A 23,147-nucleotide genomic window follows, 5' to 3' on the forward strand; every position below is an offset into this window, starting at 1 on the left:
TCTTGACCGGCGAATGTCTCGGGGAAACATCTCGTGCGCAAAGCGGTGCAGCGTCGCGACGCGTTGGTTCGGGCGGTCTTTGCGCTATGTAGACGGCACCCGACGCGAAGACAGACGGGCCCGGGCGCGCCAACCTCCGGGCCGACAAGCAGACCGGACGATCATGAACGAGGTGACCCCGAACGCCGCGCTCGCCCGCGGCGCCACTCCCGTGGGCCAGACCGGTGCCGGCGCTCTGCCGACCGGCCACCCGGCCGTGCGATGGGGCCGGATCGGCGTGCTCCTGATGAATCTCGGCACGCCCGAGGGCACGAGCTACTGGCCGATGCGCCGCTACCTCAAGGAATTCCTTTCCGACCGGCGGGTGATCGAGGTGCCGCGCGCGGTCTGGTGGCCGCTCCTCAACCTGGTGATCCTGACCAAGCGCCCGGGCCCGAAGGGGCGCGACTATGCCTCGGTCTGGAACAACGAGCGCGACGAGGGCCCGCTCAAGACCATCACCCGCGGCCAGGCCGAGAAGCTCCAGGCGGCGATGGGCGACCGCGTCGTGGTCGACTGGGCGATGCGCTACGGCAAGCCCGAGGTCGACAAGCGCATCCAGGCGCTGCTCGATCAGGGCTGCGACCGGATCCTGCTGGTGCCGCTCTATCCGCAATACGCCGCTGCGACCTCGGCCACCGCCTGCGACCAGGCGTTCCGGGCCTTGATGAAGATGCGCTGGCAGCCGACCGTGCGGGTCTCGCCGCCCTATCACGACGACCCGGTCTATATCGAGGCGGTGGCGAGCGCGATCCGCCGCGACCTCGCCGCCCTCGACTTCGAGCCCGAGGTCATCCTCACCTCGTTCCACGGCGTGCCGAAATCGTACCTGATGAAGGGCGATCCCTATCACTGCCAATGCGTGAAGACCGGCCGCCTGATCCGCGAGGCGCTCGGCTACTCGCCGGAGCGGATGCGCACCACCTTCCAGTCGCGCTTCGGCAACGAGGAATGGCTGAAGCCCTATACCGACGAAACCGTGAAGGAGCTGGCCGCCCAGGGCGTGAAGCGCCTCGCCATCGTGGCGCCGGGCTTCACCGCCGATTGCCTCGAGACCCTGGAAGAGCTCGACGGCGAGAACCGGCACTATTTCGAGGAAGGCGGCGGCACCCACTTCGCCTACCTGCCCTGCCTCAACGACGGAGCCAAGGGCATGCGGGTGATCGAGCACGTCGTCGCCCGCGAGTTGAAGGGCTGGCTCGACTGAGCGGTGGATGGCCCGCCGCGGCCGTCGCGGCGGCCCCGCGCCCGGGTTAACGTCGGGCGATCATGTCCGCGCCTGCCACCTTCCTCCTCGGCACCCTGCCGACCCCGATCGGCACGATGCTGCTGGTCTTCGACGAGGATGCGACCTTACGCGCCCTCGACTGGTCGGACCACGAGGCGCGGATGCGGCGCCTGCTGCGGCTGCATTACGGCACCGCCTTCACCCTCAGGGACGCCGCCCTGCCGCCGGCGATCCATGATCCGCTCGCGGCCTATTTCACCGGCGATCTCGGCGCCATCGACGGGCTGGCGGTCCGCCACAACGGCACGGCCTTCCAGCGCGAGGTCTGGACCGCGCTCCGCACCATCCCGGCTGGCACGACGACGAGCTACGGTGCCCTGGCGCAGCGTCTCGGCCGGGACAAGGCGGTGCGGGCGGTGGGGCTCGCCAACGGCGCCAACCCGGTCGGCCTCGTGGTGCCGTGCCACCGGGTGATCGGGGCGAATGACAGCCTTACCGGCTATGGCGGCGGGCTCCATCGCAAGCAGTGGCTGCTAGTCCATGAAGGTGTGACGCTCGGCGGGCGGCAGGGGCGGCTGGATCTGGGGTGACGCCGAGTGCCCCCCTAGAGCGGTTCGGGACGCCGGAGGAGGTCGCGGCGGTGGCGGCGATGCTGGCCTCGGACGAGGCCGCCTGCATGACGGGGGCCGAACTCACTCTCGCTGGCGGGGTCGGCGGCGAGCCCGGGGTGACATCGCTTCAGGATCCCCGAGGCGAGCCGCCCGGTCGGTCAGGAAGGGCCGGCAGACCGTCCTCGTACGGATTGATGAACGCGATGCCCATCGGTGCGAAATCCTTGGCGTTGCGCGTCATCAGGCGCAAGCCGCGCGTTTCGGCCGTCGCCGCGATGGCAGCATCGGCGAAACCCGGTGAGGCTCCGGCCATTCGCGCTCGCGCGGAGAGAAGTCCTGCAAGGTGCGCCGCGTCACGGTCGAGTGGCAGGATGCGGCTCCCGTACAAGTGCTCCACGGCCGCCAGCCACGTGCGAAGCCGGGCCGCCTTTCGATGCTCGCCCTTCAAGGTCGACCGCTCCACGCCGTCCGCGATCTCGCCGGTGGTGACGACGGAAATCCAGAGGTGCGCCGTCGCGGCTTTCAGCCAGCCCGCGAGGTCGTCGAATGCAAGGCCCGGCTCTTTCGTCGGCGCCCCTTGCGACAGGATATTGGTGTCCAGCAGGTACATCAGAAATCGATGTCGCGTAGCGGGGTCTTGTCACGCTCGGGAAGATCACCGTCGCGCAGCCCCGAGGACGCGAGAAGCTCTCCAAAGCTCGGCACGGTCGAGAGTCGCTGCCATTCCGCGAAAGAGAGGACGACGGCTTCGGGCCGTCCGTGCCGGGTGATGATGCTCGGCTCGCCGCGAACAGCATCATCGACGACGGCGGACAGGGTGGCCTTGGCATCCCGCAACTGAATCTCGCGCATCATACCCTACTGTGACTACATTGGTCATACCTTATGCGATGAAGTCGGGTCTGCAAGGCCGCGTGAAGGTGGCGGCCCCCAACGGAAAAGGGGCCGCCTCGCGGCGACCCCCTTCCGTCTTCTCAGGACCGGTTGGCCGGACTTAGAAGTCCATGCCGCCCATGCCGCCGCCCGGCATCGCCGGAGCAGCGCTCTCCTTCTTGGGGGCGTCGGCGACCATCGCCTCGGTCGTCACCAGCAGGCCGGCCACCGAAGCGGCGTCCTGCAGGGCGGTGCGCACGACCTTGGCCGGGTCGACGATGCCGGCCTGGATCATGTCGACGTACTCTTCGGTCTGGGCGTTGAAGCCGTAGGTCTCCGAGTCGCCCTTGTCGCCGATCTTGCCGACCACGATCGAGCCCTCGACGCCGGCATTGCTGGCGATCTGGCGGATCGGGGCCTCAAGGGCCTTGAGGACGATCTTGATGCCGGCCTGGACGTCGGCGTTGTCGCTCGAGAGAGCGGCCACGGCCTTCTTGGCGCGCAGGAGCGCGGTGCCGCCGCCGGGGACGATGCCTTCCTCGACCGCCGCGCGGGTGGCGTGGAGGGCGTCGTCGACGCGGTCCTTCTTCTCCTTGACCTCGACCTCGGTCGCGCCGCCGACGCGGATCACCGCGACGCCGCCCGCGAGCTTGGCCAGACGCTCCTGGAGCTTCTCGCGGTCGTAGTCCGAGGTGGTCTCCTCGATCTGCGCCTTGATCTGCTGGACGCGGGCCTGGATGTCGTCCTTCTCGCCGGCGCCGTCGATGATCGTGGTGTTCTCCTTCTCGATGCGGACGCGCTTGGCGCGGCCGAGCATCGGGAGGGTCACGTTCTCGAGCTTGATGCCGAGGTCCTCGGCGATCATCTGACCCTGGGTCAGGATCGCGATGTCCTCGAGCATGGCCTTGCGACGGTCACCGAAGCCCGGCGCCTTCACGGCCGCGACCTTGAGGCCGCCGCGCAGCTTGTTGACGACGAGGGTGGCGAGCGCCTCGCCCTCGATGTCCTCGGCGACGATCAGCAGCGGCTTGCCGGTCTGGACGACGGCCTCGAGCACCGGCAGCATCGCCTGGAGCGACGACAGCTTCTTCTCGTGGATGAGGATATAGGGATCCTCGAGCTCGGCGATCATCTTCTCCGCATTCGTGATGAAGTACGGGGAGAGGTAGCCGCGGTCGAACTGCATGCCCTCGACGACGTCGAGCTCGGTCTCGGCGGTCTTCGCCTCCTCGACCGTGATCACGCCCTCGTTGCCGACCTTCTGCATGGCATGGGCGATCATCTCGCCGATGTCCTTGTCGCCGTTGGCCGAGATCGTGCCGACCTGGGCGATCTCCTCCGAGGCCGACACCTTCTTGGCGCGGCTCTGGATGTCCTTCACGGCGGCCTGGGTGGCGAGGTCGATACCGCGCTTCAGGTCCATCGGGTTCATGCCGGCGGCGACGTACTTGGCGCCCTCGCGGACGATCGCCTGGGCCAGCACGGTGGCGGTGGTGGTGCCGTCACCCGCGATGTCGTTGGTCTTCGAGGCCACTTCGCGCACCATCTGGGCGCCCATGTTCTCGAACTTGTCGGCGAGCTCGATCTCCTTGGCGACGGTCACGCCGTCCTTGGTGATCCGCGGCGCGCCGAAGCTCTTCTCGATCACGACGTTGCGGCCCTTCGGGCCGAGCGTGACCTTCACCGCATCCGCCAGGATGTCGACGCCGCGCAGCATCTTCTCGCGGGCGTCGGAGGCGAAACGAACGTCTTTCGCTGCCATGGTGATTCCTCACTGTCGATCGGTGTTTCGGAAAAAACCCTCCGGCGTCGGCTTCCCGTGCGGGGCGCCGCCGTCAGGCCTCAGGGCGTCTCAGGGGTGTGGGCTTACGCCAGCACGCCCATGATGTCGGACTCCTTCATGATGAGGAGGTCCTTGCCGTCGATCTTGACCTCGGTGCCCGACCACTTGCCGAACAGGACGCGGTCGCCGGCCTTGACGTCGAGGGGGGTCAGCTTGCCGGACTCGTCGCGGCCACCGGGGCCGACGGCGACGATCTCGCCCTCTTGCGGCTTCTCCTTGGCGGAATCCGGGATGATGATGCCGCCCTTGGTCTTCTCCTCGCTCTCGATGCGACGGACGACGACACGGTCGTGCAGCGGACGGAATTGCATGTGCTGCCCTCTTGCTTCGCAGAACGCATTGCGGTTGGTGCTGGCGCCGAAGCCACCTGCCCAACCCGGGCATTAGCACTCCCATGAGGTGAGTGCTAAGGCTGGCGTGGAGATAATCGGGCCGCGCGGACGAGTCAAGGCGCTGGCCTGTGGCTTGCGCGGCACAATTCCGACGGGCGACCCCCGTCGCGCGAGGAGCCCATCCGGTCATGATCACGCTTCACGGCGCCGCGGGCGTGGTTGCCGAAGGGCATGCCTGCGCGGCCCATCCCCTTCCGGCCCACGGCACCTGGCTCGACCTCGAGGATCCAAGCGAGGCCGAGACGGCGTTGGCGGAAACCGCCACCGGGCTCAAGGTCCCGTCCCGCGCGGCCTTGAGCGAGGTGCAGAATTCCCGCCGGCTCAACCGGCGCAAGGACGCCTTCTATCTCAGCACCCCGATGATCTCGTTCCGCGACGACGACCTGACGATCCGCCCCCTCGGCTTCGTGCTGACGCCGGAGCGGCTGCTCACCGTCCGGTTCCAGCCGCTCGCCGCCTTCGACACCGTCAAGGAGCGCCAGGCCGAGCGGGACGGACCGGCCTCCAGCGTCGAGACCTTCCTGGCGCTCAACGAGGAGCTGATCGACCGCATGGCCGACACCCTCGAGACGATGAGCGACGAACTCGATTCGCTCTCGACCCGGATCTTCACCTTCGACACCAGCGCCAACGGCCATGGCCGGCGCGAGGGGGCGGCGCCCAAGAACTTCGCACCCAAGCGGCGCGACCTCGCCCTGCGGCGCCTGCTCCGCGCCATCGGCCGGCGCGGCAAGGCGTTGGCGAAGCTGCGCGCCTCGCTGCTCGGCCTCGGCCGCATCCTTCCTTACGTCGCCGGCGAGGCGGAGACCTGGTTGAAGCCCGAGGAGAAGGCCCGGTTCGAAAGCCTGCGCCTCGACGTCGCCTCCCTCGACGAGTTCGAGACCCGACTCTCCGAGACGGTGCAGTTCCTCCTCGACGCCACCCTCGGCCTCATCAACATGGAACAGAACAACACCTTCCGGGTGCTCACCGTGGTCTCGGTGATCGGCATCCCGCCGACCCTGATGGCCTCGGTCTACGGGATGAACTTCAAGCACATGCCGGAGCTGGACTGGGCCTGGGGCTATCCCTACGGGCTCGCCGTCATCGGGCTGAGCGCGCTGGTGCCGGCGATCTACTTCAAGCTGAAGGGGTGGTTCTGAGGCCCGCTCACCGCCGTGCCGCCAGCGCCGACCCGGCGAGGATCAGGCCGGCGCCGGCGAGCGTCGCGACCCCCGGCACCTCGCCGAAGGCGACGTAGCCGAGGCCGATCGCCCAGAGGAGGGCGGTGTACTCCATCGCGGCGAGGCGCGATGCCTCGGCCCGGGCATAGGCGCGGCTGAGCACCAGGTGCCCGGCGACTCCGAGCACGCCGACGAGGACGAGGAGCGCCCAGTCGGGGGCCGCCACCGGCGTCCAGGTCCAGGCGGCGGGGGCGGCCAGCATCGCGGCGGGACCGGCATTCTGGATCGCCACGATGGTGACCACCGGGTCGTGGCGGGCGCGGGCGCGCAGCAGCACCATCGAGAGCGCATAGGTCAGCGCCGAGGCGAGGATGGCGGCGATGCCCCAGGCGGAGCCCCCCTCCCGCGGCCCCTCCGCGCCGACCTGGCCCGCCACCACGATCCCGACGCCGAGGAAGCCGACGGCCAGGCCGGCCCAGACGGGAGGGCGCACCCGCTCGCGCAGCAGCAATGCGGCGAACAGCGCGATGAAGACCGGGCTCAGGAACGAGAGCGCCAGCGCTTCGGCCAGCGGCAGCACCGACAGGCCGTGGAAGAAGCAGAGCGCCGTCGCCACCACCAGCACGGCCCTGAGGCCGTTGGTGCGCCAGGTCTCGGCGGAGGGCCAGCCGGGGCGAAGCACCGCGAGCAAAGCCGCCATGACGAGCGTGCCGACGAGGTAGCGGGAAAAGGCGATGCCGGTGACGCCGTAGCGGTCGGACAGGCCCTTGATGGTGGCGTCCATCAGCGACAGGAGCCCGATGCCGAGGGCGGCGAGCAGGATCGCGGAGGCGGGGGAGGGGCTGGGGCGCATGGTCTAAGCCGGATGGCCTGGCCGAGCGCGCGGCGCAAGGGCCGGCAGCGGCCAAGCGTCGAGGCGTTTCCTTAAGGGGTCCGACCCATCCTCGCTTCCGATCCGCGTCGCCCGAAGGAAGCCCGACCGATGCTGCATGAGGGTCCCGTCTCCCCTGAGCGGGGGCGGCGGTGAGAATCGTCCTCGTCGCCGACCACGCATACATCAATGGCGGCCAGGCCAAGGTGTCGCTCGAGAGCGCGATCGGGCTGTCCCGCCGCGGCCACGAGGTCGTGCTGTTCGCCGCCGTCGGCCCGGCCGATCCGCGGCTTGCCGCGGCGGGGGTGCGCACGGTGCTCCTCGACCAGACCGACGTGACGCAGGCCCGCTCGCTCGCCCGGTTCGGGGTGCAGTGGCTGTGGAACGCGCCCGCCGCCGCCCGGCTGAAGGACCTGATCGGCGAGACCGATCCGCGCGACACGGTGGTCCACGTCCATGCCTGGGCGAAGGCCCTGTCGCCCTCGATCGGACCGGTGCTGCGGGGCAGCGCCGCTCCGGTGGTCTACACCGCGCACGAATACTATCTCGCCTGCCCGAATGGCGGCTTCTACGATTATCCCGTCGCCGCGACCTGCCACCGGGTGCCGAACGGGCCGGCCTGCCTGACCCATAATTGCGATTCGCGCACCTATCCGCGCAAGCTCCTGCGGGTCGCCCGCCATGCCCTGATGCGCCGCACCGGCCTCGTCCAGGGCATCGACGCGATGATCATCATCAGCCGGCTCCAGCGCGAGGTGCTGGCGCCCTACCTGCCGGCGGAGACCCGTTACTTCGACGTGCCGAACCCGGTCGATGTCGAGCCCCTCGGCCACCGGGCGGGACCGCCGGGCGACTTCGTGTTCGTCGGCCGGCTCTCACCCGAGAAGGGGCCGGGGATCTTCGCCGAGGCCGCGCGCCTTGCCGGAACCCGGGCGGTCTTCGCCGGCGACGGGCCGGCACGGGCGGAGCTGGAGGCGCGCTATCCGGAAGCCTCTTTCCTCGGCTGGCAGAACCCGGACCAGGTCAAGCAGGTCCTGCGCGGCGCCCGCGCCCTGGTGTTCCCGTCGGTCTGGTACGAGGGCCAGCCGCTCACGGTGCTCGAATCGTTAGGCCTCGGCACTCCGGTGATCGTCAGCGACGTCTGCGCCGGCCGCGAGGCGGTGCGCCACGGCGAGAGCGGATTGTGGTTCCGCTCGAACGACCCGCGCTCGCTCGCCGAGGCCATGGGGCATCTCGCCAACGACGCCACGGCAATGCGGATGGGGCGGGCGGCCTACGACCTGTTCTGGGCCGACCCGCTGACGCTGGAGCGCCACCTCGATGGGCTGGAGCGAGTGTATCGCGAGGTGGCGGGGCAGGAGGGGCGTGTGGCGCCGATCGCGCGGGCGGCGGGGTAGGGGTTTCCGTTCCCTCGCAATCTGACGGAGGGCGCGGGTTTCCCCCTTCCCCGCAGAGGGGGAGGGAAAACGCCCGCTCCATACTGGCACCATTTTTCCCGTCGCAATCAGCGGAAACCACACCGCCTCCCGGCCCCTCGAACGAGCACCCACTGCAATGGCGGTCATCGCGGCCTTCGTGGTCAACGCGGTCCTCAACCTGGCCCTCGGCCTGCTCATCGCGCAGATCCTGGGGCCGGCGGATTTCGGCCGCTTCGCCCTCGGTACGGCCGGCGCCGTGGTGCTCAACATCCTGCTGTTCGAGTGGCTGCGCCTCTCGGCGACGCGCTTCTACTCGGCCCGGGTGCGGGAGGCGGAGCCGTGGATCCGCGCCATGCTCGACCGGGCCTATGCGGCGACCGCCCTCGGCCTTTCGGGTGCGGCGCTGCTGGCGCTGGCCGGCCGGCCCCTCGTCGGCGAGCCGGCCCTGCTCGCCGCCGCCGCGGCCGGGGCGGCGGTCGGCATCGGGCTGTTCGACTACCAGGCGGCGCTCGCCCGCGCCCGCTTCGTCGGCGGGCTGTATCTGCGCCTCGTGCTGATCAAGAACGGCCTCGCCCTGGTGCTGATGGTCGCCACTGCCTGGACGACGCGGGATGCCGCCGCGGTGATGCTCGCCGGGGGCCTGAGCCAGTTCCTCGCCGCCTTCCTCATCCGCCGGGCGCTTGCGGACCCGCCCACGTCCCACGACGCGGCCCGCCGCCGCGAGACGCTGCGGCTGTTCATGGCCTACGGCCTGCCGGTGGTCGCCGCCAACGTGGTCTACCAGCTGATGCCCTTCGCCAATCGCTCGGCGGTCGCGGCCGCCGCGGGCTTCGCCGAGGCGGGCTACTTCTCCCTCGCCGCGGATATCGGCGGGCGGATCTTCAGCACGCTGGGCGCCGCCCTCGACCTGCTGCTGTTCCAGATCGCCGTGCTGGCCGCCGAGACCCACGGCCACGAGGCCGGCGAGGAGCAGGTCGCCCGCAACGGCGCCGTGGTGCTGGCGCTGATCCTGCCGAGCGCCGCCGGCTTCTGGGCTCTGGCCCCGGCACTCGAGGCGATCGCCGTGCCGGCGGCCTATCGCGGCCATTTCGTGGATTACACGCTGCTGCTGCTCCCGGGCCTCGTCGCCCTGGCGCTGATGAATTTCGCCCTCAATCCGATCTTCCAGATCCGCCGCCGCACCCTGCCGCTCGTGGCGGCAGGCCTCGTCGGGGCGCTGGTCAACCTCGCGGCGGCCCTCGCGCTCGCTCCGCCCTTCGGCTCCCACGGCATCGCCGCGGCGCAATCGCTGGGCTTCCTCGCCGCGATGCTGTTCCTCGGGGTTCGCGCCCTCACCGGACCGGGCCGCCTGCGGATGGCCTGGCGCGATCCGCTCGCCGTCGTGCTCGCCACCGTGGCGATGACGGGCGCGATCCTTCCCTTGCGCGGGCTCGACCCCTGGCTCGCCCTGCCGGCCTGCATCGCCGTCGGCGGCCTCGTCTACGGCGCCCTGGTCTGGCGCTTCGACATCGCGGGGTTGCGGACGGCGGTGGTCGCGCGGTTCGGGCGGGCGGTGCCGGCGGAGTAGGGGCGCGGGCGAAGCGATGGCAGCCCGATCTGCCGTCGGCGCCTCCGCTTGCAACCCGCCCCGGTTGCCCGCAATGATCCGCCCCCCGACCGCGCCACCCGGCGCGATCCCGCCCAGCGAGTGAGCGCCGCGATGAGCATCTACCAGCCCCGGAGCGAGGCGGAGGCCGCCGCCCTGATCGGCGCGGCGGCGGCGCGGCGCGAGCGGCTGCGGCTCGTCGGCGGCGGTACCCGGGCGGGGATCGGGCGGCCCGCGCAGGATGAGGCCACGTTCTCGGCGGCGGGGCTCACCGGCATCACCCTGTACGAACCGGCCGAGCTCGTCATCGCGGCCCGGGCCGGGACGCCGCTCGCCGAGGTCGAGGCGCGGCTTGCCCAGGGCGGCCAGATGCTGCCCTTCGAGCCGATGGATCACCGCGCGATCCTCGGCACCACCGGCGAGCCGACGATCGGCGCGATCGCGGCCGGCAACATCTCGGGCCCGCGGCGGATCGCCGGGGGCGCCGCCCGCGACAGCCTGATCGGCGTGCGCTTCGTCAACGGGCGCGGGGAGGCGGTGAAGTCCGGTGGCCGGGTGATGAAGAACGTCACCGGGCTCGACCTCGTGAAGCTGATGGCCGGGTCGTGGGGCACGCTCGGCTTCCTCACCGAGGTCACCTTCAAGGTGCTGCCCGTCCCCGAACGCACCGCCACCCTGGTGCTCGCCGGCCTCGACGATTCCCGCGCGATCGAGGCGATGAGCCTCGCCCTCGGCTCACCCTTCGAGATCACCGGCGCCGCCCATCTGCCGGAGGGGATCGACGGACCCGCCCGCACATTCCTGCGCATCGAGGGATTTTCCGCCTCCGTCGATTACCGCCTCGGCCGGCTGACCCGCCTGCTGCGCGGCTTCGGCGCTCCCGACACGATCGAGGGCGAGGCCGCCGCCACGCCATGGCGCAGGGTGCGCGACGTGCTGCCCTTCGCCGGCGGCGACGAGGCGGTGTGGCGCCTCTCGACCGCGCCGAGCCGCGGTCCCGCGGTGGCGGCCGCCGTCGCGGCGGCCCGGCCGGCGCGCTGGTTCTACGATTGGGGCGGCGGCCTCGTCTGGCTCGCGACGGCGGCGACCGGCGATGCGGGCGCTGCCGACGTGCGGGCGGCCCTCGGCGGCGCCGGCCACGCGACGCTGGTGCGGGCGCCCCATTCCATCCGGGCAGCGGTGCCGGTCTTCGAGCCCCTGCCCGAGCCGCTGATGCGGATCACCGCCGGCCTCAAGGCCGCGCACGACCCCGCCGGCCTGTTCAATCCGGGGCGGATGTACGCGGGGATTTGAGCCGATGAGGAGCCGCCGGTCATGAGCGTCATCTCGCATGTTTGCCTCGGCACCGCCGACCTCGCCCGCGCCTTTCCCTTCTACGCCGCGTTGTTCGACGAGCTCGGCCTGAAACTCCGCTTCAACGAGCCGGACCAGGGTTGGGCCGGCTGGATGCCCCGCGACGCCGACCGGCCCCTGCTGATCGTCGGCCGACCCTGGAACGGAGAGGCGCCCGATCCGGGCAACGGCCCCATGACCGCGCTGACGGTCCGCTCCCGGGCGAGCGTCGACCGCTGCCACGCCCTGGCGCTGGCGGCGGGCGGCACCTGCGAGGGACCGCCCGGACTGCGGCCGCACTACCATCCGGCCTATTACGGCGCGTATTTTCGCGATCTCGACGGCAACAAGCTCTGTGTCGTGTGCCACGAGCCCGACGAGGATGGGCGGTAAGGGGATGCGGAGAGGCCCGGTCCGCTGCTACGGGGGACCGGCCGCGACATCTCTGCAGCGGACCTGATCCTCTCTCATGCGTTCCTGCCCTCGATGACGTTCCGCCTCGCCCACCTCACCGATCCCCATGTCGGGCCGCTCTCCCGCCCGCGCCTGCGCCAGCTGATGAGCAAGCGCGCCACCGGCTGGGTCAACTGGAGCCGCGGCCGCAAGCTCACCCACGACATGGAGATCCTGGCCGCCCTGGTGGCCGATCTGCGCGCGAGCGCCCCCGACCACATCGCCTGCACCGGCGACCTGTGCAACATCGGCCTGCCGAGCGAGTGGGAGACCGCCCGCACCTTCATGGAGGGGCTGGGCGAGCCCGGCTTCGTCAGCTTCGTGCCCGGCAATCACGACGCCTATGTCCGCGGCTCGCTGAAGGGGCTCCTCGACGCGGTGGCTCCCTGGACCCGGGACGATGCCGGCCGCGACAAGGCGTTTCCTTACTTGCGCCGGCGCGGGCCCCTGGCGCTGGTCGGACTGTCCTCGGCGATCCCGACCGCGCCCTTCGTGGCGACCGGGCGCCTCGGCTCCGACCAGATCCGGGCCGCCGAGCGGATGCTGGCGGCGCTCGCCGCCGAGCCCGAGCGGCCGTGCCGGGTGGTGATGATCCACCATCCGCCGCATGTCGGCGGCGCCAAGGCGGGGCGCAACCTGACCGACGCCCACGCCTTCGAGGCGATGATCGGCCGGGTCGGTGCCGACCTCGTGCTGCACGGCCACAACCATGTCGGCTCGGTCGCCTTCCTGATGGCCCCGGGCGGGCGGCGCGTTCCGGTGATCGGCGCGCCTTCGGCCTCGGCCCGGGGCGGGACGCTCAAGCATTGCGCCGGCTACCACCTCTACGAGATCGAGCGCACCGGCTCCGGCTTCTCCCTCACCGCCACGTTGCGCGGCATCCTGCCGGACGGGGCCCTGGGCGATCTCGGCACCCTGACGCTCCGGGGCTGAGACCGGTCTGCTTCGAAATCGCGTGTGATGTCCCGGCTCGACGGAGCCGTCTCGACGCCCCCACCGCGACGGCGGGTCGGGACCGGATCTCGACGTTGCGTGCTGCTCTGCTTGAGCCTGCGTGAGTGCTGGGCCTGGGAAAGTGTTTTGCGGTTTTTCCCGTTTCGAGCTAAGGTCATGCCGCTGTAAAAGAGGCGCACGCTGATTCGACGGGAGGCGAATTTGGTGTTCGTTCGGCAAAACGTCTACGAGATGGGGTCGGATTGGGCCGATCCGATCCTGTGGTATGCCCGTGCCGTCGCGGAGATGAAGAAGAGGCCGCTGGCCCATCCGCTGGCCTGGCGTTTCTACGGCGCGATCCACGGCTTCGACCGGACGCTCTGGACGGAACTGGATCAGCTGGCACCGTCCGATACGCTCCCGAATTCCGACCTGATCGAGAAATTCTGGAATCAGTGCCAGCATGGCAGCTGGTATTTCCTGCCGTGGCATCGGGGTTATCTCTGGGCCTTCGAGGCCGTGGTCCGCGACGTGGTGCACGGCCTGAAGGGACCCGCTGACTGGGCGCTGCCCTACTGGAATTATTTCGGGCCGAACCAGAACGCATTGCCGCCCGCCTTCGCGTCGCAGGACTGGCCGGACGGGAAGGGCGACAATCCGCTCTTCGTGCAACGGCGCTACGGCCCCTACGGGGACGGCAACGTCTTCGTCCTGCTCGACGTGGTCGACCTCGACGCCCTGGATAAGCCCCAGTTCACGGGCGTCGCCAATGGCGGCGATCCCGGGTTCGGCGGCGTCGATACCGGATTCTCGCATGGCGGCCCGGTGCACGGGGGCATCGAATCGCAGCCGCACGATCAGGTGCACGGCCTCGTCGGCGGGCGCCGGAAGGGAACGATCTCCCCCGGCCTGATGTCCAAGCCGGCCACGGCCGGCCTCGACCCGATCTTCTGGCTGCATCACGCCAACATCGATCGGCTCTGGCAGGTCTGGCGCCGGCGCGCCCCGGGCCACGCCGATCCGAGCGCGGCGGCGTGGACCGGCGGTCCGGCGACGCTCGGCCAGCGTCCCTTCGTGATGCCCGTGCCAGGCGCTCAGGGCGGCTGGACCGACTGGAGCTTCACCCCCGGCCAGACCGAGAGCACGACGGAACTCGGATACGAATACGACGATGTCTCGACCGGCGAGGTCGCGGCGGCTGCCCTTCGCTCCGAGCCCCTCGCGCAGGTCGCCGCGGCGAGCGCTCCCCGGGGTGGCGCCGGCCGGGGGAGTACCGGCCAGGGGAGCACGGGCAAGGGGAGCACGGGCAAGGAGAGTTCGGCCATGGCCGCTGGAAAGACAGTCGAGCTGATCGGGGCGAGCCAGGCCGCGATCCCTGTCGTCGGGGCGCAGGCGCAGGCCTCCGTCGCCCTCGAGCCGGAGGCGCGCAAGCGAGTCTCCGCCGGGCTGGCGGCCTCGGCCCGGGGCGTCTCGCCTCAAGCCGCTTCCGCCCAGAACGCTTCTCCCCAAGGCGCCGCGCCCGCCCGACCCGAGCGCGTCCTGCTCAACCTCGAGAACGTCCGCGGCCACACGGATGCGGTGGTGTTCCGGGTCTATGTCGGCCCCCAGGGGACCGATCCCTCCGGCAGGCCGGAATGCCTGGCGGGCAGCGTCGGCCTGTTCGGCGTCACCGAGGCGAGCGAGCGGGACGGTCCCCACGGCGGCAGCGGCCTGACCTACGTCCTCGACATCACCCCGATCGTCGAGGCGATGCACCTGAACCGGGATCTCGAGGCCGACAAGCTCGACGTGCGCATCGTGCCGGTGGACTCCGTGCCCGAGGAAGCGAAGATCACGATCGGGCGGGTCGGCGTGTTCCGCCAGGGCCGCTAGGGCGCGTCACGATCGGGCGGCCAGCGCGAATTTCTCCAAGTCCTCGTTGAGATCGGTCCCATCGACGAGCCGGTATCCACATCGTCGGACAATGCTCCAAGGGGGATGCCATGACTCCTGCCGCCCGCGAGCGATGGGGCATCCGGGGCCCGGTCCTCGCGGTCAGTGCCGCCGCCTGGGCGCTGCTGGCTGCGGCACCGCCCGGATGGACCCTGCCGGAATCCTGCGCCGTCGCCTGGCGACCGCCATCGTCCGACGACGTCATCCTGGCCCTTTCGCTCAATCCGCCCGGATCTCTCGCGGCGGCCTGGATCCTGATGCTCGCGGCGATGATGGGGCCGATCCTGGTTGCGCCCCTCGGCCACCTGCGCGGCCGCAGCCTCGCTTCCCGGAGAGGACGCTCCCTCGCCCTCTTCCTCGCCGGCTACGCGGCGGCCTGGAGCGTCGCGGGGATCGGCCTGGCGGCCCTGGCCCTGACCCTGCGGCTGAGCGCGCCCAGCGTGGCGCCGGTGCCGGCCCTCCTCGCGATCCTGGTCTGGCAGGCCTCGCCCGCCAAGCAGACCTGCCTCAACCGCTGTCACGATCGACCCGCCCTGTCCGCCTTCGGCGTCGCGGCGGATCGCGACGCCGCGCGGTTCGGGCTGGTCCACGGGGTGTGGTGCGTCGGGTCCTGCTGGCCGCTGATGCTGGCGATGCTGCTGCCTTCCGACGGTCACCTCGTCGCGATGATCGCGCTGGCCGGGTGGCTCCTGGCCGAGCGCGTGGCGCCCGCGGTTCCGCCGGGGTGGCGCTGGCATCCCTGGCGCGGCGGTCCGGTCCTGCGCATCGCCGCCGGGTTCGCGGCCGCCGCATGGTCGCGGCTCGCGACGCGGGTCGCATCGCCCCCGTCGCTCGTCGCGGCGCCGATCCCGCCGCCCGGAAATGCCCCCTGACGTCAGGTATCCGGTTTTTCGGGACCCGCGGCCGATCCGGCCTCTCGCGTAGCCCCGATGAGCAACCCCGGCGCCGCGAACGGCTCGGCGTTGCCCGGACCGCGGCGGCGGCGGGGCGGCGGACCTTGCCGGGGCCGGCGTTCGCCCCTGCACGCTCCGCCGCCCGACGCCTCCGGTTCAGCGGAAGAGCGAGAGGATGTTCTGGCTCGACGAGTTGGCGATCGACAGCGCCTGCACCGCCAGCTGCTGCTGCGTCTGCAGCGCCTTCAGCTTCGTCGATTCCTCTTCCACGTCCGCGTCCACCAGGATGCCGATCGTGCGGTCGTTGGCCTTCATCAGCGTATCGACGAAGGTCGATTGACCGTCGATCTGCGTCTTGTTGGCACCCAGCTTCGTACCCGCATCCGTCACCTTGCCGATCGCCTTGTCGACGGCCGTGATGATGTTCTGGAGGTCCTGGTCGCCGCTCGTGCCCACCAGCGTCGAGATGTCGAGATTGGCGACCGAGTACGACCCGCCGCTGGAATAGGTGCCGACCGCAGTGTCGAGGATGCCCTGGGCCTGGGTTGTACCGGCATCGGTGCCTGCGGCGTTGCGGGCGACCACGGTGCCGCCGGCGACCGCGTTGGTGGTCGCGTTCGCCAGGCCGAACGACGCATCCGCGGCGCTGACGATGATCGAGGCGGTCGAGGACGAGTTGGTCAGCGTCAGCTTGCCGCCGGCGAACGACGCCGACACCGTGCTGGCCGTCGCCGCGCTCAGGGTCGCGTTGAGCATCGCCGCCACGTCGGTGCCGTTGACCGACGTGTTGCTCGCCGAGGTCGCCGCACCGCCGAGCGCCGTGAAGCTCGCCGCGTTGAGGGTGATCGTCTTCGAGGTCGTGCCGTCGCTGATCGTAATCGCCTTCGAGCCCGACGACAGGTCGATGTTGCTGAAGGCGGTGCCGGTCACGATCGCCTGTTGCGCGCCCGCCGTCACCGTGCCGAAGCCGATATCGATCACCTTCTTGTTCGCCGACGGGTTGGCGAGCTGCACGTTGAGGGTCGTGGCCGCACCGGTGCCGGTGGTGGTGAAGTTGAGCCGGCCCGACGAATCGAGGCCCGCCGTGACCTTGCCGGCGAGATTGCCGTTGGCGGCGATCTGGTTGTTGAGGGCGGAGATGAACTCGCTGGTGGTGACCTGCGTCAGGTCCTTGGCGGCCGACTTGAGGGTGGCGGCGTTGAGGGTCAGGGTGCCGGCGACGCCGCCGACCGTCACGGAGAGCGAGACCTCGTTGGGGCCCGAGAAATCCGCCGTGCCGGTGCCCGAGCCGAACCCGGCGGTGCCGGTCAGCGAGGTCGAGGACAGCACCTGGGCGTTGGTCGCGGAGGTGGTGACGCTGGTCGAGTTCGCATCGTAGAGCTTGATGCTCTGCACGTTCACGGCGATCTGCGAGAAGGTGATCGTGCCGTTCGACGAGCGGGCGAAGCCCCCGACCACGTTCTGCGTCGCCTGGTAGGCGCTGTTGCTGGCCGATGAATTGACCGAGAGCCAGTTCTGGCCGCTGGCATTCGAGGAATCGGCGGTGGCCTTCATCTTCGACTGGATGGCGGCGATCTCGACCTGCACCTTCGAGCGGTCGACGCCCGGGGTCATCGCGGTCTGCAGCTTGGCCCGCATGTTCTGCAGGTCGTCGAGGATGCTGTTGAGGCCGTTATAGGCCGTATCGACCGACGAGGAGCCGAGGCCGAGCGAGTCCTTGACCGCACCGAGCGAGGCGTTGTCGGTGCGCACCGTGGTGGCGATCGACCAGTAGGCGGCATTGTCGGCGGCGGACGAGACGCGCTGGCCGGTCGAGACCCGGTTGCTGGTCGTGTCGAGCTGGTCGTTGATGCTCTTGAGGGTGGTGAGCGCCGTCAACGCGGCGGTGTTGGTCAGGAGGCTGGTCACGGCTGGGGCTTCCAGTGCTTCACGGGGGCAGGAGTGTTCGGTTCACATCCGTGGATCAGGCATCCGGGCTTTTACCGGCAGGGCGGGCCGACATCATGTCTTGGATCCGATGGGTCCATCCGCCAAGCTTGCGTTCATTCTGAACGTTGCCGGAGTTTTTCTCCGGACACATGTATATGATAGCTAAAAAAGATTTTTATCGCGTTAATACCATAAGAAATGAACGTGAAATGTTCAGAATTACTATGTTATTTCTAGGTTGTATGAAGCGGGGCCGCGACCGGACGAACGATCTCGCGATGCGCAGACCGACGCCGCGAGGAGGGGCCGGCCTCCGGGGCCGGAAGCCCGGCCCCTCGCGCAGCCGCACCATTTCGACGGGGGGCGGCATTGCCCCGTCGACGGCACCGGATCGTGTCGGGGCCTGCCCTGCACCGGCCCGGCCGCTTCGACGAGCTGGTCTACGTGCCGGTGCCGACCATCGCCCGGCGGCCGCCACATCCTCGGCATCCACACCCGCGCCATGCCGCTTTCCGACGATGTCGACTTCGACGGGCCGGCCTGATCGCCTTGCGCGAGAACCTGTCGAGCGAGCGGGTGACACAGGCGCATTTCGACGCGGCACTTCACGAAGCCCGGTCCCCGGTGACGCCCGAGATGGAGCAGGATTATGAGACGATGCCGCGCGCCCTCGAGCAGGAGGGCCCGCAGCGCCAGCCGATCGGCTTCGTGCCGCGCAGGCAGGCGGCGGAATAGAGCCGTCCTGGCCGGGCTGGCCTGTGGCGCTTATGCACCACGGGCCGGCCGGCGATTGTTTCCGCCCTGTTTTCGCCACAGCCCGGCGGCCAACCCGTTCGACGTTAACCGAACGGGAGGGGACGATGACCCGTCAGACCGCGCCGCGGCGCTTCGCAAGATCGAGCTTCACGAGGTCGATCCTGGCGGCGACCGCACTCCTGGCCCTCGCCGTGCCGGCCCAGGCGATCGGCCTGCTCGACCGCGGGCCGATCGCCGACTTCCTGACGGTCTTCCGCCAGCAGGGCGTGCCGCGCCAGACCATCGGCTGGAACAGCCCCTACAAGCCCGGCACGGTGGTGATCTCGACCAGCCAGCGCCGACTCTACTACATCCTGCCGAACCAGGAGGCGGTCCAGTACGGCGTCGGCGTCGGCCGCGAGGGCTTTTCCTGGTCCGGCACCAAGACCGTGACGATGAAGAAGGAATGGCCGGCCTGGCGCCCGCCGGAGCAGATGATCAAGCGCCGCCCCGACCTGCCGCGCTACATGGCCGGCGGCAACGACAACCCGCTCGGGGCGCGCGCGCTCTATCTCGGCTCGTCGCTCTACCGCATCCACGGCTCGAACGAGCCGGAGACCATCGGGGCGGCGGTGTCGTCGGGCTGCATCCGCATGACCAACCGGGACGTGATCGATCTCTACGACCGGGTGAAGGTGGGGACGAAGGTGGTGGTGCTGCCTTAAAAGAATATTTTTCGGCCGCCTGCGCTCGGAGGGCCGGAAAAATCCTATCCTCTCATACGATTTCCGGCTGATCGCTTCGCGATGCGGAAATCGGCTTCGCTCAGGCGCCGCGCGGGCTCGTGATACGAAATCCGGAAGTGATCTTCCGGATTTCGTATCACCTCATCCTGAGGTGTTCGTCGATCGAAGATCGACTGACCTCGAAGGAGGGCTCCAGGAATCGCCGAGGCTTCTGGAGCCCTCCTTCGAGGCCGCTACGCGGCACCTCAGGATGAGGTTGTGATTGGGAGGGAAGTGTTCACGGGCCCTGTGATCAAACAGCCGCGTCCTCCGGCTCCGGCAGCGCCATCACCCGGGGCGGGTGCCCGGTCGCGTCGAGGAAGCGGATCAGGTCACCCGGCGCGACCGACGTGGTGGCGCCGTTGTGGAGCGGATGGAAATTGACCGGGTCGTGCGCCATCAGCCCGGCATCGAGGATCACCGAGACGGTGCCGTCGCGGTCGTTGATGAGCCCGAACGGCGTCACCGAGCCGGGGCGCACGCCGAGCCGCTCGTAGAGCAGGTCGGCCGACCCGAAGGACAGCCGGCCGCGGGCGCCGAGCGGCCCGTGCAGGCGCTTGAGGTCGATCCGCGCCTCGGCTTCGGCGACGACGAGGAACAGCCGGCCGTTCTTGTCCTTGAGAAACAGGTTCTTCGAGTGCCCGCCCGGCATCCCGGCCTTGAGGTCGCGGGATTCCGCCACCGTGTGCACGGGGACGTGCTCCACGGTGGCGTGCGCGATCCCGAGGCCGTCGAGAAAGGCGAACAGCTCCTCCGGGGTCGCCGCACTCATGCGGCGAGATGACGGGCGAGCGCCGCCGGGTCGACGTTGCCGCCCGACAGGATCACGCCGACGCGCTTGGCCCTAACCGGCACCGCGCCCTCGAAGGCCGCGGCCGCGGCGAGGCACCCGGTCGGCTCGACCACGAGCTTCATCCGCTCGACGAAGAACCGCATGGCGGAAACGAGCTGCGCATCCGTCGCCGTCACGATGCCGGCGGCCTCGCGCCGGATGATCGGGAAGGTGTGCCGGCCGAGATGCGTCGTCAGTGCTCCATCGGCGATCGAGACCGGGACCGGGATGCGCACCACCTCGCCCTTGGCGAGCGATTGCTGGCCGTCATTGCCGGCCTCGGGCTCGACGCCCCAGATCTCGACCTCCGGCGACAGGGCCCGGGCCGCGAGGCACGAACCGGCGAGCAAGCCGCCGCCGCCGAGGCAGACGAGCAGGACGTCGAGGGGGCCGACCTCCTCGATCAGCTCCTTCACGGCGGTGCCCTGGCCGGCGATCACGTCCGGGTGGTCGTAAGGCGGGATCACCGACAGGCCGCGCGCCTCGGCGAGGCGCCGGCTGACCTCCTCGCGGTCCTCCTTGTAGCGGTCGTAAACCACGATCTCGGCGCCGTAGCCGCGGGTGGCCGCGACCTTGATGGCGGGAGCGTCGTGCGGCATCACGATCACGGTCGGCACGCCCTGGAGCGCGCCCGCATACGCGATCGCCTGGGCGTGGTTGCCCGACGAGAAGGCCAGCACCCCGCGGCTGCGCTGCTCGGGCGAGAGCGCCGCGATGGCGTTGCAGGCGCCCCGGAACTTGAAGGCGCCGGCCCGCTGCAGCGGCTCGGCCTTGAAGAACAGGGTGGCGCCGGTCCGCGCATCCGCCGTGCGGGAGGTGAGCACCGGAGTGCGGTGGGCGATGCCCTCGATGCGGCCGGCAGCGGCCTCGACATCGGCGAAAGTGACGCTCATGTCAGCGATTCTCGAAGTTGGGCTTACGCTTCTCGACGAAGGCCTTCATGCCTTCCTTCTGGTCGTGGGTGGCAAACAGCCCGTAGAAGACCCGGCGCTCGTAGCGGATGCCCTCGGTGAGCGTGGTCTCGAAGGCGCGGTCGATGCTCTCCTTGGCCACCATCACGGCGGGCAGCGACATCGACGCGATGGTCTCGGCCGCCTTCATGGCCTCGGCCATGAGATCGGCCGCCGGCACGACGCGGGCGACGAGGCCGGAGCGCTCGGCCTCCGCCGCATCCATCATCCGGCCGGTGAGGCAGAGTTCCATCGCCTTGGCCTTGCCGACCGCGCGGGTCAGGCGCTGGGTGCCGCCGGCGCCCGGGATGACGCCGAGCTTGATCTCGGGCTGGCCGAACTTGGCATTGTCGGCGGCGAGGATGAAGTCGCACATCAGCGCCAGCTCGCAGCCGCCGCCGAGCGCGTAGCCCGCGACCGCGGCGATGATCGGCTTGCGGCGCCGGCCGACCTTGTCCCACTCGCCGAACGGATCGGCCATGTAGAATTCGGGATGGGTGCGGTCCTGCATCTCGCGGATGTCGGCGCCGGCGGCGAACGCCTTCTCCGAGCCGGTGATGACGATGCAGCCGATGCCGTCGTCGCGCTCATAGCCGTCCAGCGCGTGGTTCAGCTCGGCGATCAGCGCATTGCACAGCGCGTTCAGCGCCGCCGGACGGTGCAGGGTGACGAGCGCCACCCGCCCGCGCGTCTCGACCCGGATGTTTTCGTAAGCCACGGCGTTCTCCCGATCGTCTCTCCCGCTTGGCTAGGGGAGGGCGAAGCGGGGCGCAAGCGGCTCGGCGGGAGGGCAGGGCTGCCGGGGGATCACCCCCCGTCTCCTCACCCTCGACGTCGTCCCGGGGCCGCGCAGCGGAACCCGGGATCCATATCCGCCGACGATTCAGGATGAAGCGGAACGGGATACGCCCCGGTCTGCACCGCCAGCGGTGATGGATGCCGGGTTCTCGCCTGCGGCGAGCCCCGGGACGACATCGAGGGTGTCGGGTCCGTGGGAGAAAACGTTCACGCCGGCGGCGGCGGATCCGGGGCCTCCACCACCTCCTGCCTCTGAAGCTGGAGGGCGACGAACCAGCACAGGGACGCCCAGGCGGCGCCGATGCACCAGCCGGCGAGTACGTCGCTCGGCCAGTGCACCCCGAGATAGATCCGGCTGATCCCGACCAGCAGCGTGGTGACGACGCCGAGCCCCATCACGAAGGCCTTGACCTTGCGTGAGCGCTCGACCCGGGCGAGCAGGATCGCGAGCGTCAGGTAGGCGATGGCCGACAGCATGGCGTGGCCGCTCGGGAAGCTCGCCGTGAAGGTCTCCATGCCGTGCGGCACCAGCTCCGGCCGCGGGCGGTGGAAGAACAGCTTGAGTCCCGTCGACAGGATCTCGCCGCCGCCCACCGCCACCGCGACGAACAGGGCGGCGCGCCGCCGTGCCGTGATGGCGAGGTACAGGATCACGCAGGCCGTGACGTAGACGATGCCGAACACGCTGCCGAAGGCGGTGATGTCCCGCATCGTCTCGGGCAGCCAGGACGGGCCGATCGGCTGGGCGAGATCGCCCGGCACCCGGAGCGCCAGCAGGAGGCGATCGTCGAAGCCGAACGAGCCGCCCTCGCGGATCTCGTCGGCGAGCTTGAAGAAGCCGAAGCCGAACAGGCTGACGGCGAGCAGCGAGGCGAGCGGCCCGATCTCGTTGAGGCGTAAGCGCAGCCACATCGCCGTGGCGTGGCGCCGGAACGGAATCGCGACCATCAGGCGCCCCCGCACGGAAACCGGCCGCGGGCCTCCCACGGCCCACCGAGATAGCGCCAGAGCAGGAGCCCGGTGCCGGTGATCTCCCGGGGCACGAAACCGGCCTCCAGTTCGCGGTGCAGGGCGCGTGCCTCCTCGGGCGCGACCTTGTTCTGCACCGTGACGTGGGGCCGGTAGCCCTGCCGGTCCTGCGGCGTCAGCCAGTGTTCGAACGTGGCGGCGAGCCGCCCGCGCAAGCGCGACAGGCGCGGGGATTCGAGGGCATAGGCGACGCCGCGGCCGATGAAGCGCAGGGATGCGACCTGGACCGGGATCGGGCCCTCCGCCCGCATCTCCGCGGCCAGGGTCTCGACGATGCCGCGCTCCTCCTCGCCGGGCAGGTGATGGAAGAGCGTGACATGGGCCGGAATCTTGTTGAGGGCGGCCGGGAAGTGGCGGCGGCGCTCGCCGTCGAACTCCGCGAAGGCGGCCTCGTCGAGCTCCAGGGTGAGGATCAGGGGGTGTTGCGTCATCCTCCCGGCGAAATGGCGCGCGGGACCGGAATGGCCAGGGCGGAACGGCCAGGATCGGCGGCGCTGTTCAGCTCGGGCACTTCCCGCTACAC

23 protein-coding genes are annotated in these 23,147 nt (G+C 70.2%); 12 read left to right on the forward strand and 11 right to left on the reverse strand.

Translation table 11 applies throughout. The features are described 5' to 3' along the window. The first annotated feature begins 163 nt into the window (after positions 1-163). Complete coding sequence (hemH, locus tag AC3AOF_RS01030) at positions 164-1,246, forward strand: ferrochelatase (protein ID WP_488347451.1); 1,083 nt, start codon at positions 164-166, stop codon at positions 1,244-1,246. A gap of 62 nt (positions 1,247-1,308) precedes the next feature. Next, the gene (locus AC3AOF_RS01035) at positions 1,309-1,857 is read left to right on the forward strand and encodes a methylated-DNA--[protein]-cysteine S-methyltransferase (protein WP_488347452.1); all 549 of its coding nucleotides are present in this window, start codon (positions 1,309-1,311) and stop codon (positions 1,855-1,857) included. Between the two features lie 148 nt (positions 1,858-2,005). Here the strand turns inward: AC3AOF_RS01035 and AC3AOF_RS01040 are convergent, their stop codons facing one another. From AC3AOF_RS01040 to groES, 4 genes are all read right to left on the reverse strand, one after another. After that, entirely contained in the window at positions 2,006-2,488 is a 483-nt protein-coding gene (locus AC3AOF_RS01040) for a PIN domain-containing protein (protein ID WP_236990694.1), read from the reverse strand. After that, on the reverse strand, positions 2,488-2,730 hold the full coding sequence (locus tag AC3AOF_RS01045) for a type II toxin-antitoxin system Phd/YefM family antitoxin (protein ID WP_236990695.1): 243 nt from the start codon (positions 2,728-2,730) through the stop codon (positions 2,488-2,490). Before AC3AOF_RS01045 ends, AC3AOF_RS01040 begins: the two co-directional genes overlap by 1 nt. 142 nt (positions 2,731-2,872) lie before the next feature. Then, positions 2,873-4,513, reverse strand: a complete 1,641-nt coding sequence (groL, locus tag AC3AOF_RS01050) for a chaperonin GroEL (protein ID WP_236990696.1) — start codon at positions 4,511-4,513, stop codon at positions 2,873-2,875. 104 nt (positions 4,514-4,617) lie between these two features. Then, positions 4,618-4,905 carry a co-chaperone GroES gene (gene groES / locus AC3AOF_RS01055; RefSeq protein WP_048428985.1) on the reverse strand — a complete coding sequence of 96 codons (288 nt, stop codon included), beginning with the start codon at positions 4,903-4,905 and terminating at the stop codon, positions 4,618-4,620. A gap of 209 nt (positions 4,906-5,114) precedes the next feature. Here groES and AC3AOF_RS01060 point away from each other — a divergent pair, with 209 nt between their 5' ends. Beyond that, the gene (locus tag AC3AOF_RS01060) at positions 5,115-6,128 is read left to right on the forward strand and encodes a magnesium transporter CorA family protein (protein WP_488347453.1); all 1,014 of its coding nucleotides are present in this window, start codon (positions 5,115-5,117) and stop codon (positions 6,126-6,128) included. A 7-nt stretch (positions 6,129-6,135) separates the two neighbouring features. Here the strand turns inward: AC3AOF_RS01060 and AC3AOF_RS01065 are convergent, their stop codons facing one another. Beyond that, complete coding sequence (locus tag AC3AOF_RS01065; RefSeq protein ID WP_488347454.1) at positions 6,136-7,002, reverse strand: DMT family transporter; 867 nt, start codon at positions 7,000-7,002, stop codon at positions 6,136-6,138. A 170-nt stretch (positions 7,003-7,172) separates the two neighbouring features. Here AC3AOF_RS01065 and AC3AOF_RS01070 point away from each other — a divergent pair, with 170 nt between their 5' ends. The 7 genes from AC3AOF_RS01070 (at position 7,173) to AC3AOF_RS01100 (ending at position 15,545) form a co-directional block, all read left to right on the forward strand. Further along, entirely contained in the window at positions 7,173-8,417 is a 1,245-nt protein-coding gene (locus tag AC3AOF_RS01070) for a glycosyltransferase family 4 protein (RefSeq protein ID WP_488347455.1), read from the forward strand. Positions 8,418-8,574: 157 nt separating this feature from the next. Beyond that, positions 8,575-10,005: a lipopolysaccharide biosynthesis protein gene (locus AC3AOF_RS01075; RefSeq protein WP_236990700.1), complete on the forward strand. Its 1,431-nt coding sequence runs from the start codon at positions 8,575-8,577 to the stop codon at positions 10,003-10,005. 132 nt (positions 10,006-10,137) lie between these two features. Further along, complete coding sequence (locus AC3AOF_RS01080; RefSeq protein ID WP_488347456.1) at positions 10,138-11,316, forward strand: FAD-binding protein; 1,179 nt, start codon at positions 10,138-10,140, stop codon at positions 11,314-11,316. A 21-nt stretch (positions 11,317-11,337) separates the two neighbouring features. Further along, positions 11,338-11,748 carry a VOC family protein gene (locus AC3AOF_RS01085; RefSeq protein ID WP_236990702.1) on the forward strand — a complete coding sequence of 137 codons (411 nt, stop codon included), beginning with the start codon at positions 11,338-11,340 and terminating at the stop codon, positions 11,746-11,748. A 93-nt stretch (positions 11,749-11,841) separates the two neighbouring features. After that, the gene (locus AC3AOF_RS01090) at positions 11,842-12,741 is read left to right on the forward strand and encodes a metallophosphoesterase family protein (protein WP_236990703.1); all 900 of its coding nucleotides are present in this window, start codon (positions 11,842-11,844) and stop codon (positions 12,739-12,741) included. 225 nt (positions 12,742-12,966) lie between these two features. Further along, positions 12,967-14,613, forward strand: a complete 1,647-nt coding sequence (locus AC3AOF_RS01095; RefSeq protein WP_488347457.1) for a tyrosinase family protein — start codon at positions 12,967-12,969, stop codon at positions 14,611-14,613. 110 nt (positions 14,614-14,723) lie between these two features. Continuing rightward, positions 14,724-15,545, forward strand: a complete 822-nt coding sequence (locus AC3AOF_RS01100; RefSeq protein ID WP_488347458.1) for a copper chaperone — start codon at positions 14,724-14,726, stop codon at positions 15,543-15,545. A 177-nt stretch (positions 15,546-15,722) separates the two neighbouring features. On the opposite strand, the gene AC3AOF_RS01105 is transcribed toward AC3AOF_RS01100, so the two are convergent. Then, the gene (locus tag AC3AOF_RS01105) at positions 15,723-17,474 is read right to left on the reverse strand and encodes a flagellin N-terminal helical domain-containing protein (protein WP_236990706.1); all 1,752 of its coding nucleotides are present in this window, start codon (positions 17,472-17,474) and stop codon (positions 15,723-15,725) included. Between the two features lie 414 nt (positions 17,475-17,888). Here AC3AOF_RS01105 and AC3AOF_RS01110 point away from each other — a divergent pair, with 414 nt between their 5' ends. Both AC3AOF_RS01110 and AC3AOF_RS01115 read left to right on the forward strand, forming a co-directional pair. After that, positions 17,889-18,230 carry a hypothetical protein gene (locus AC3AOF_RS01110; protein ID WP_488347459.1) on the forward strand — a complete coding sequence of 114 codons (342 nt, stop codon included), beginning with the start codon at positions 17,889-17,891 and terminating at the stop codon, positions 18,228-18,230. 125 nt (positions 18,231-18,355) lie between these two features. Beyond that, complete coding sequence (locus tag AC3AOF_RS01115) at positions 18,356-18,955, forward strand: L,D-transpeptidase (RefSeq protein ID WP_236990707.1); 600 nt, start codon at positions 18,356-18,358, stop codon at positions 18,953-18,955. A 313-nt stretch (positions 18,956-19,268) separates the two neighbouring features. On the opposite strand, the gene AC3AOF_RS01120 is transcribed toward AC3AOF_RS01115, so the two are convergent. The 5 genes from AC3AOF_RS01120 to AC3AOF_RS01140 form a co-directional block, all read right to left on the reverse strand. Then, positions 19,269-19,787: a prolyl-tRNA synthetase associated domain-containing protein gene (locus tag AC3AOF_RS01120; RefSeq protein WP_236990708.1), complete on the reverse strand. Its 519-nt coding sequence runs from the start codon at positions 19,785-19,787 to the stop codon at positions 19,269-19,271. After that, positions 19,784-20,740 (reverse strand): threo-3-hydroxy-L-aspartate ammonia-lyase, encoded by a 957-nt coding sequence (locus AC3AOF_RS01125; protein ID WP_236990709.1) that lies wholly within the window; start codon positions 20,738-20,740, stop codon positions 19,784-19,786. The genes AC3AOF_RS01120 and AC3AOF_RS01125 overlap by 4 nt, the downstream gene beginning before the upstream one ends. Position 20,741: 1 nt before the next feature. Next, positions 20,742-21,515, reverse strand: a complete 774-nt coding sequence (locus tag AC3AOF_RS01130; RefSeq protein WP_236990710.1) for an enoyl-CoA hydratase — start codon at positions 21,513-21,515, stop codon at positions 20,742-20,744. 287 nt (positions 21,516-21,802) lie between these two features. Continuing rightward, the gene (locus tag AC3AOF_RS01135) at positions 21,803-22,543 is read right to left on the reverse strand and encodes a phosphatase PAP2 family protein (protein WP_488347460.1); all 741 of its coding nucleotides are present in this window, start codon (positions 22,541-22,543) and stop codon (positions 21,803-21,805) included. Beyond that, positions 22,543-23,055, reverse strand: coding sequence for a 2'-5' RNA ligase family protein (locus AC3AOF_RS01140; RefSeq protein WP_236990712.1), 513 nt, complete (start codon positions 23,053-23,055; stop codon positions 22,543-22,545). Before AC3AOF_RS01140 ends, AC3AOF_RS01135 begins: the two co-directional genes overlap by 1 nt. Between the last annotated feature and the right edge of the window lie 92 nt (positions 23,056-23,147).

The organism is Methylobacterium sp. 142-1Y, assembly GCF_057747795.1.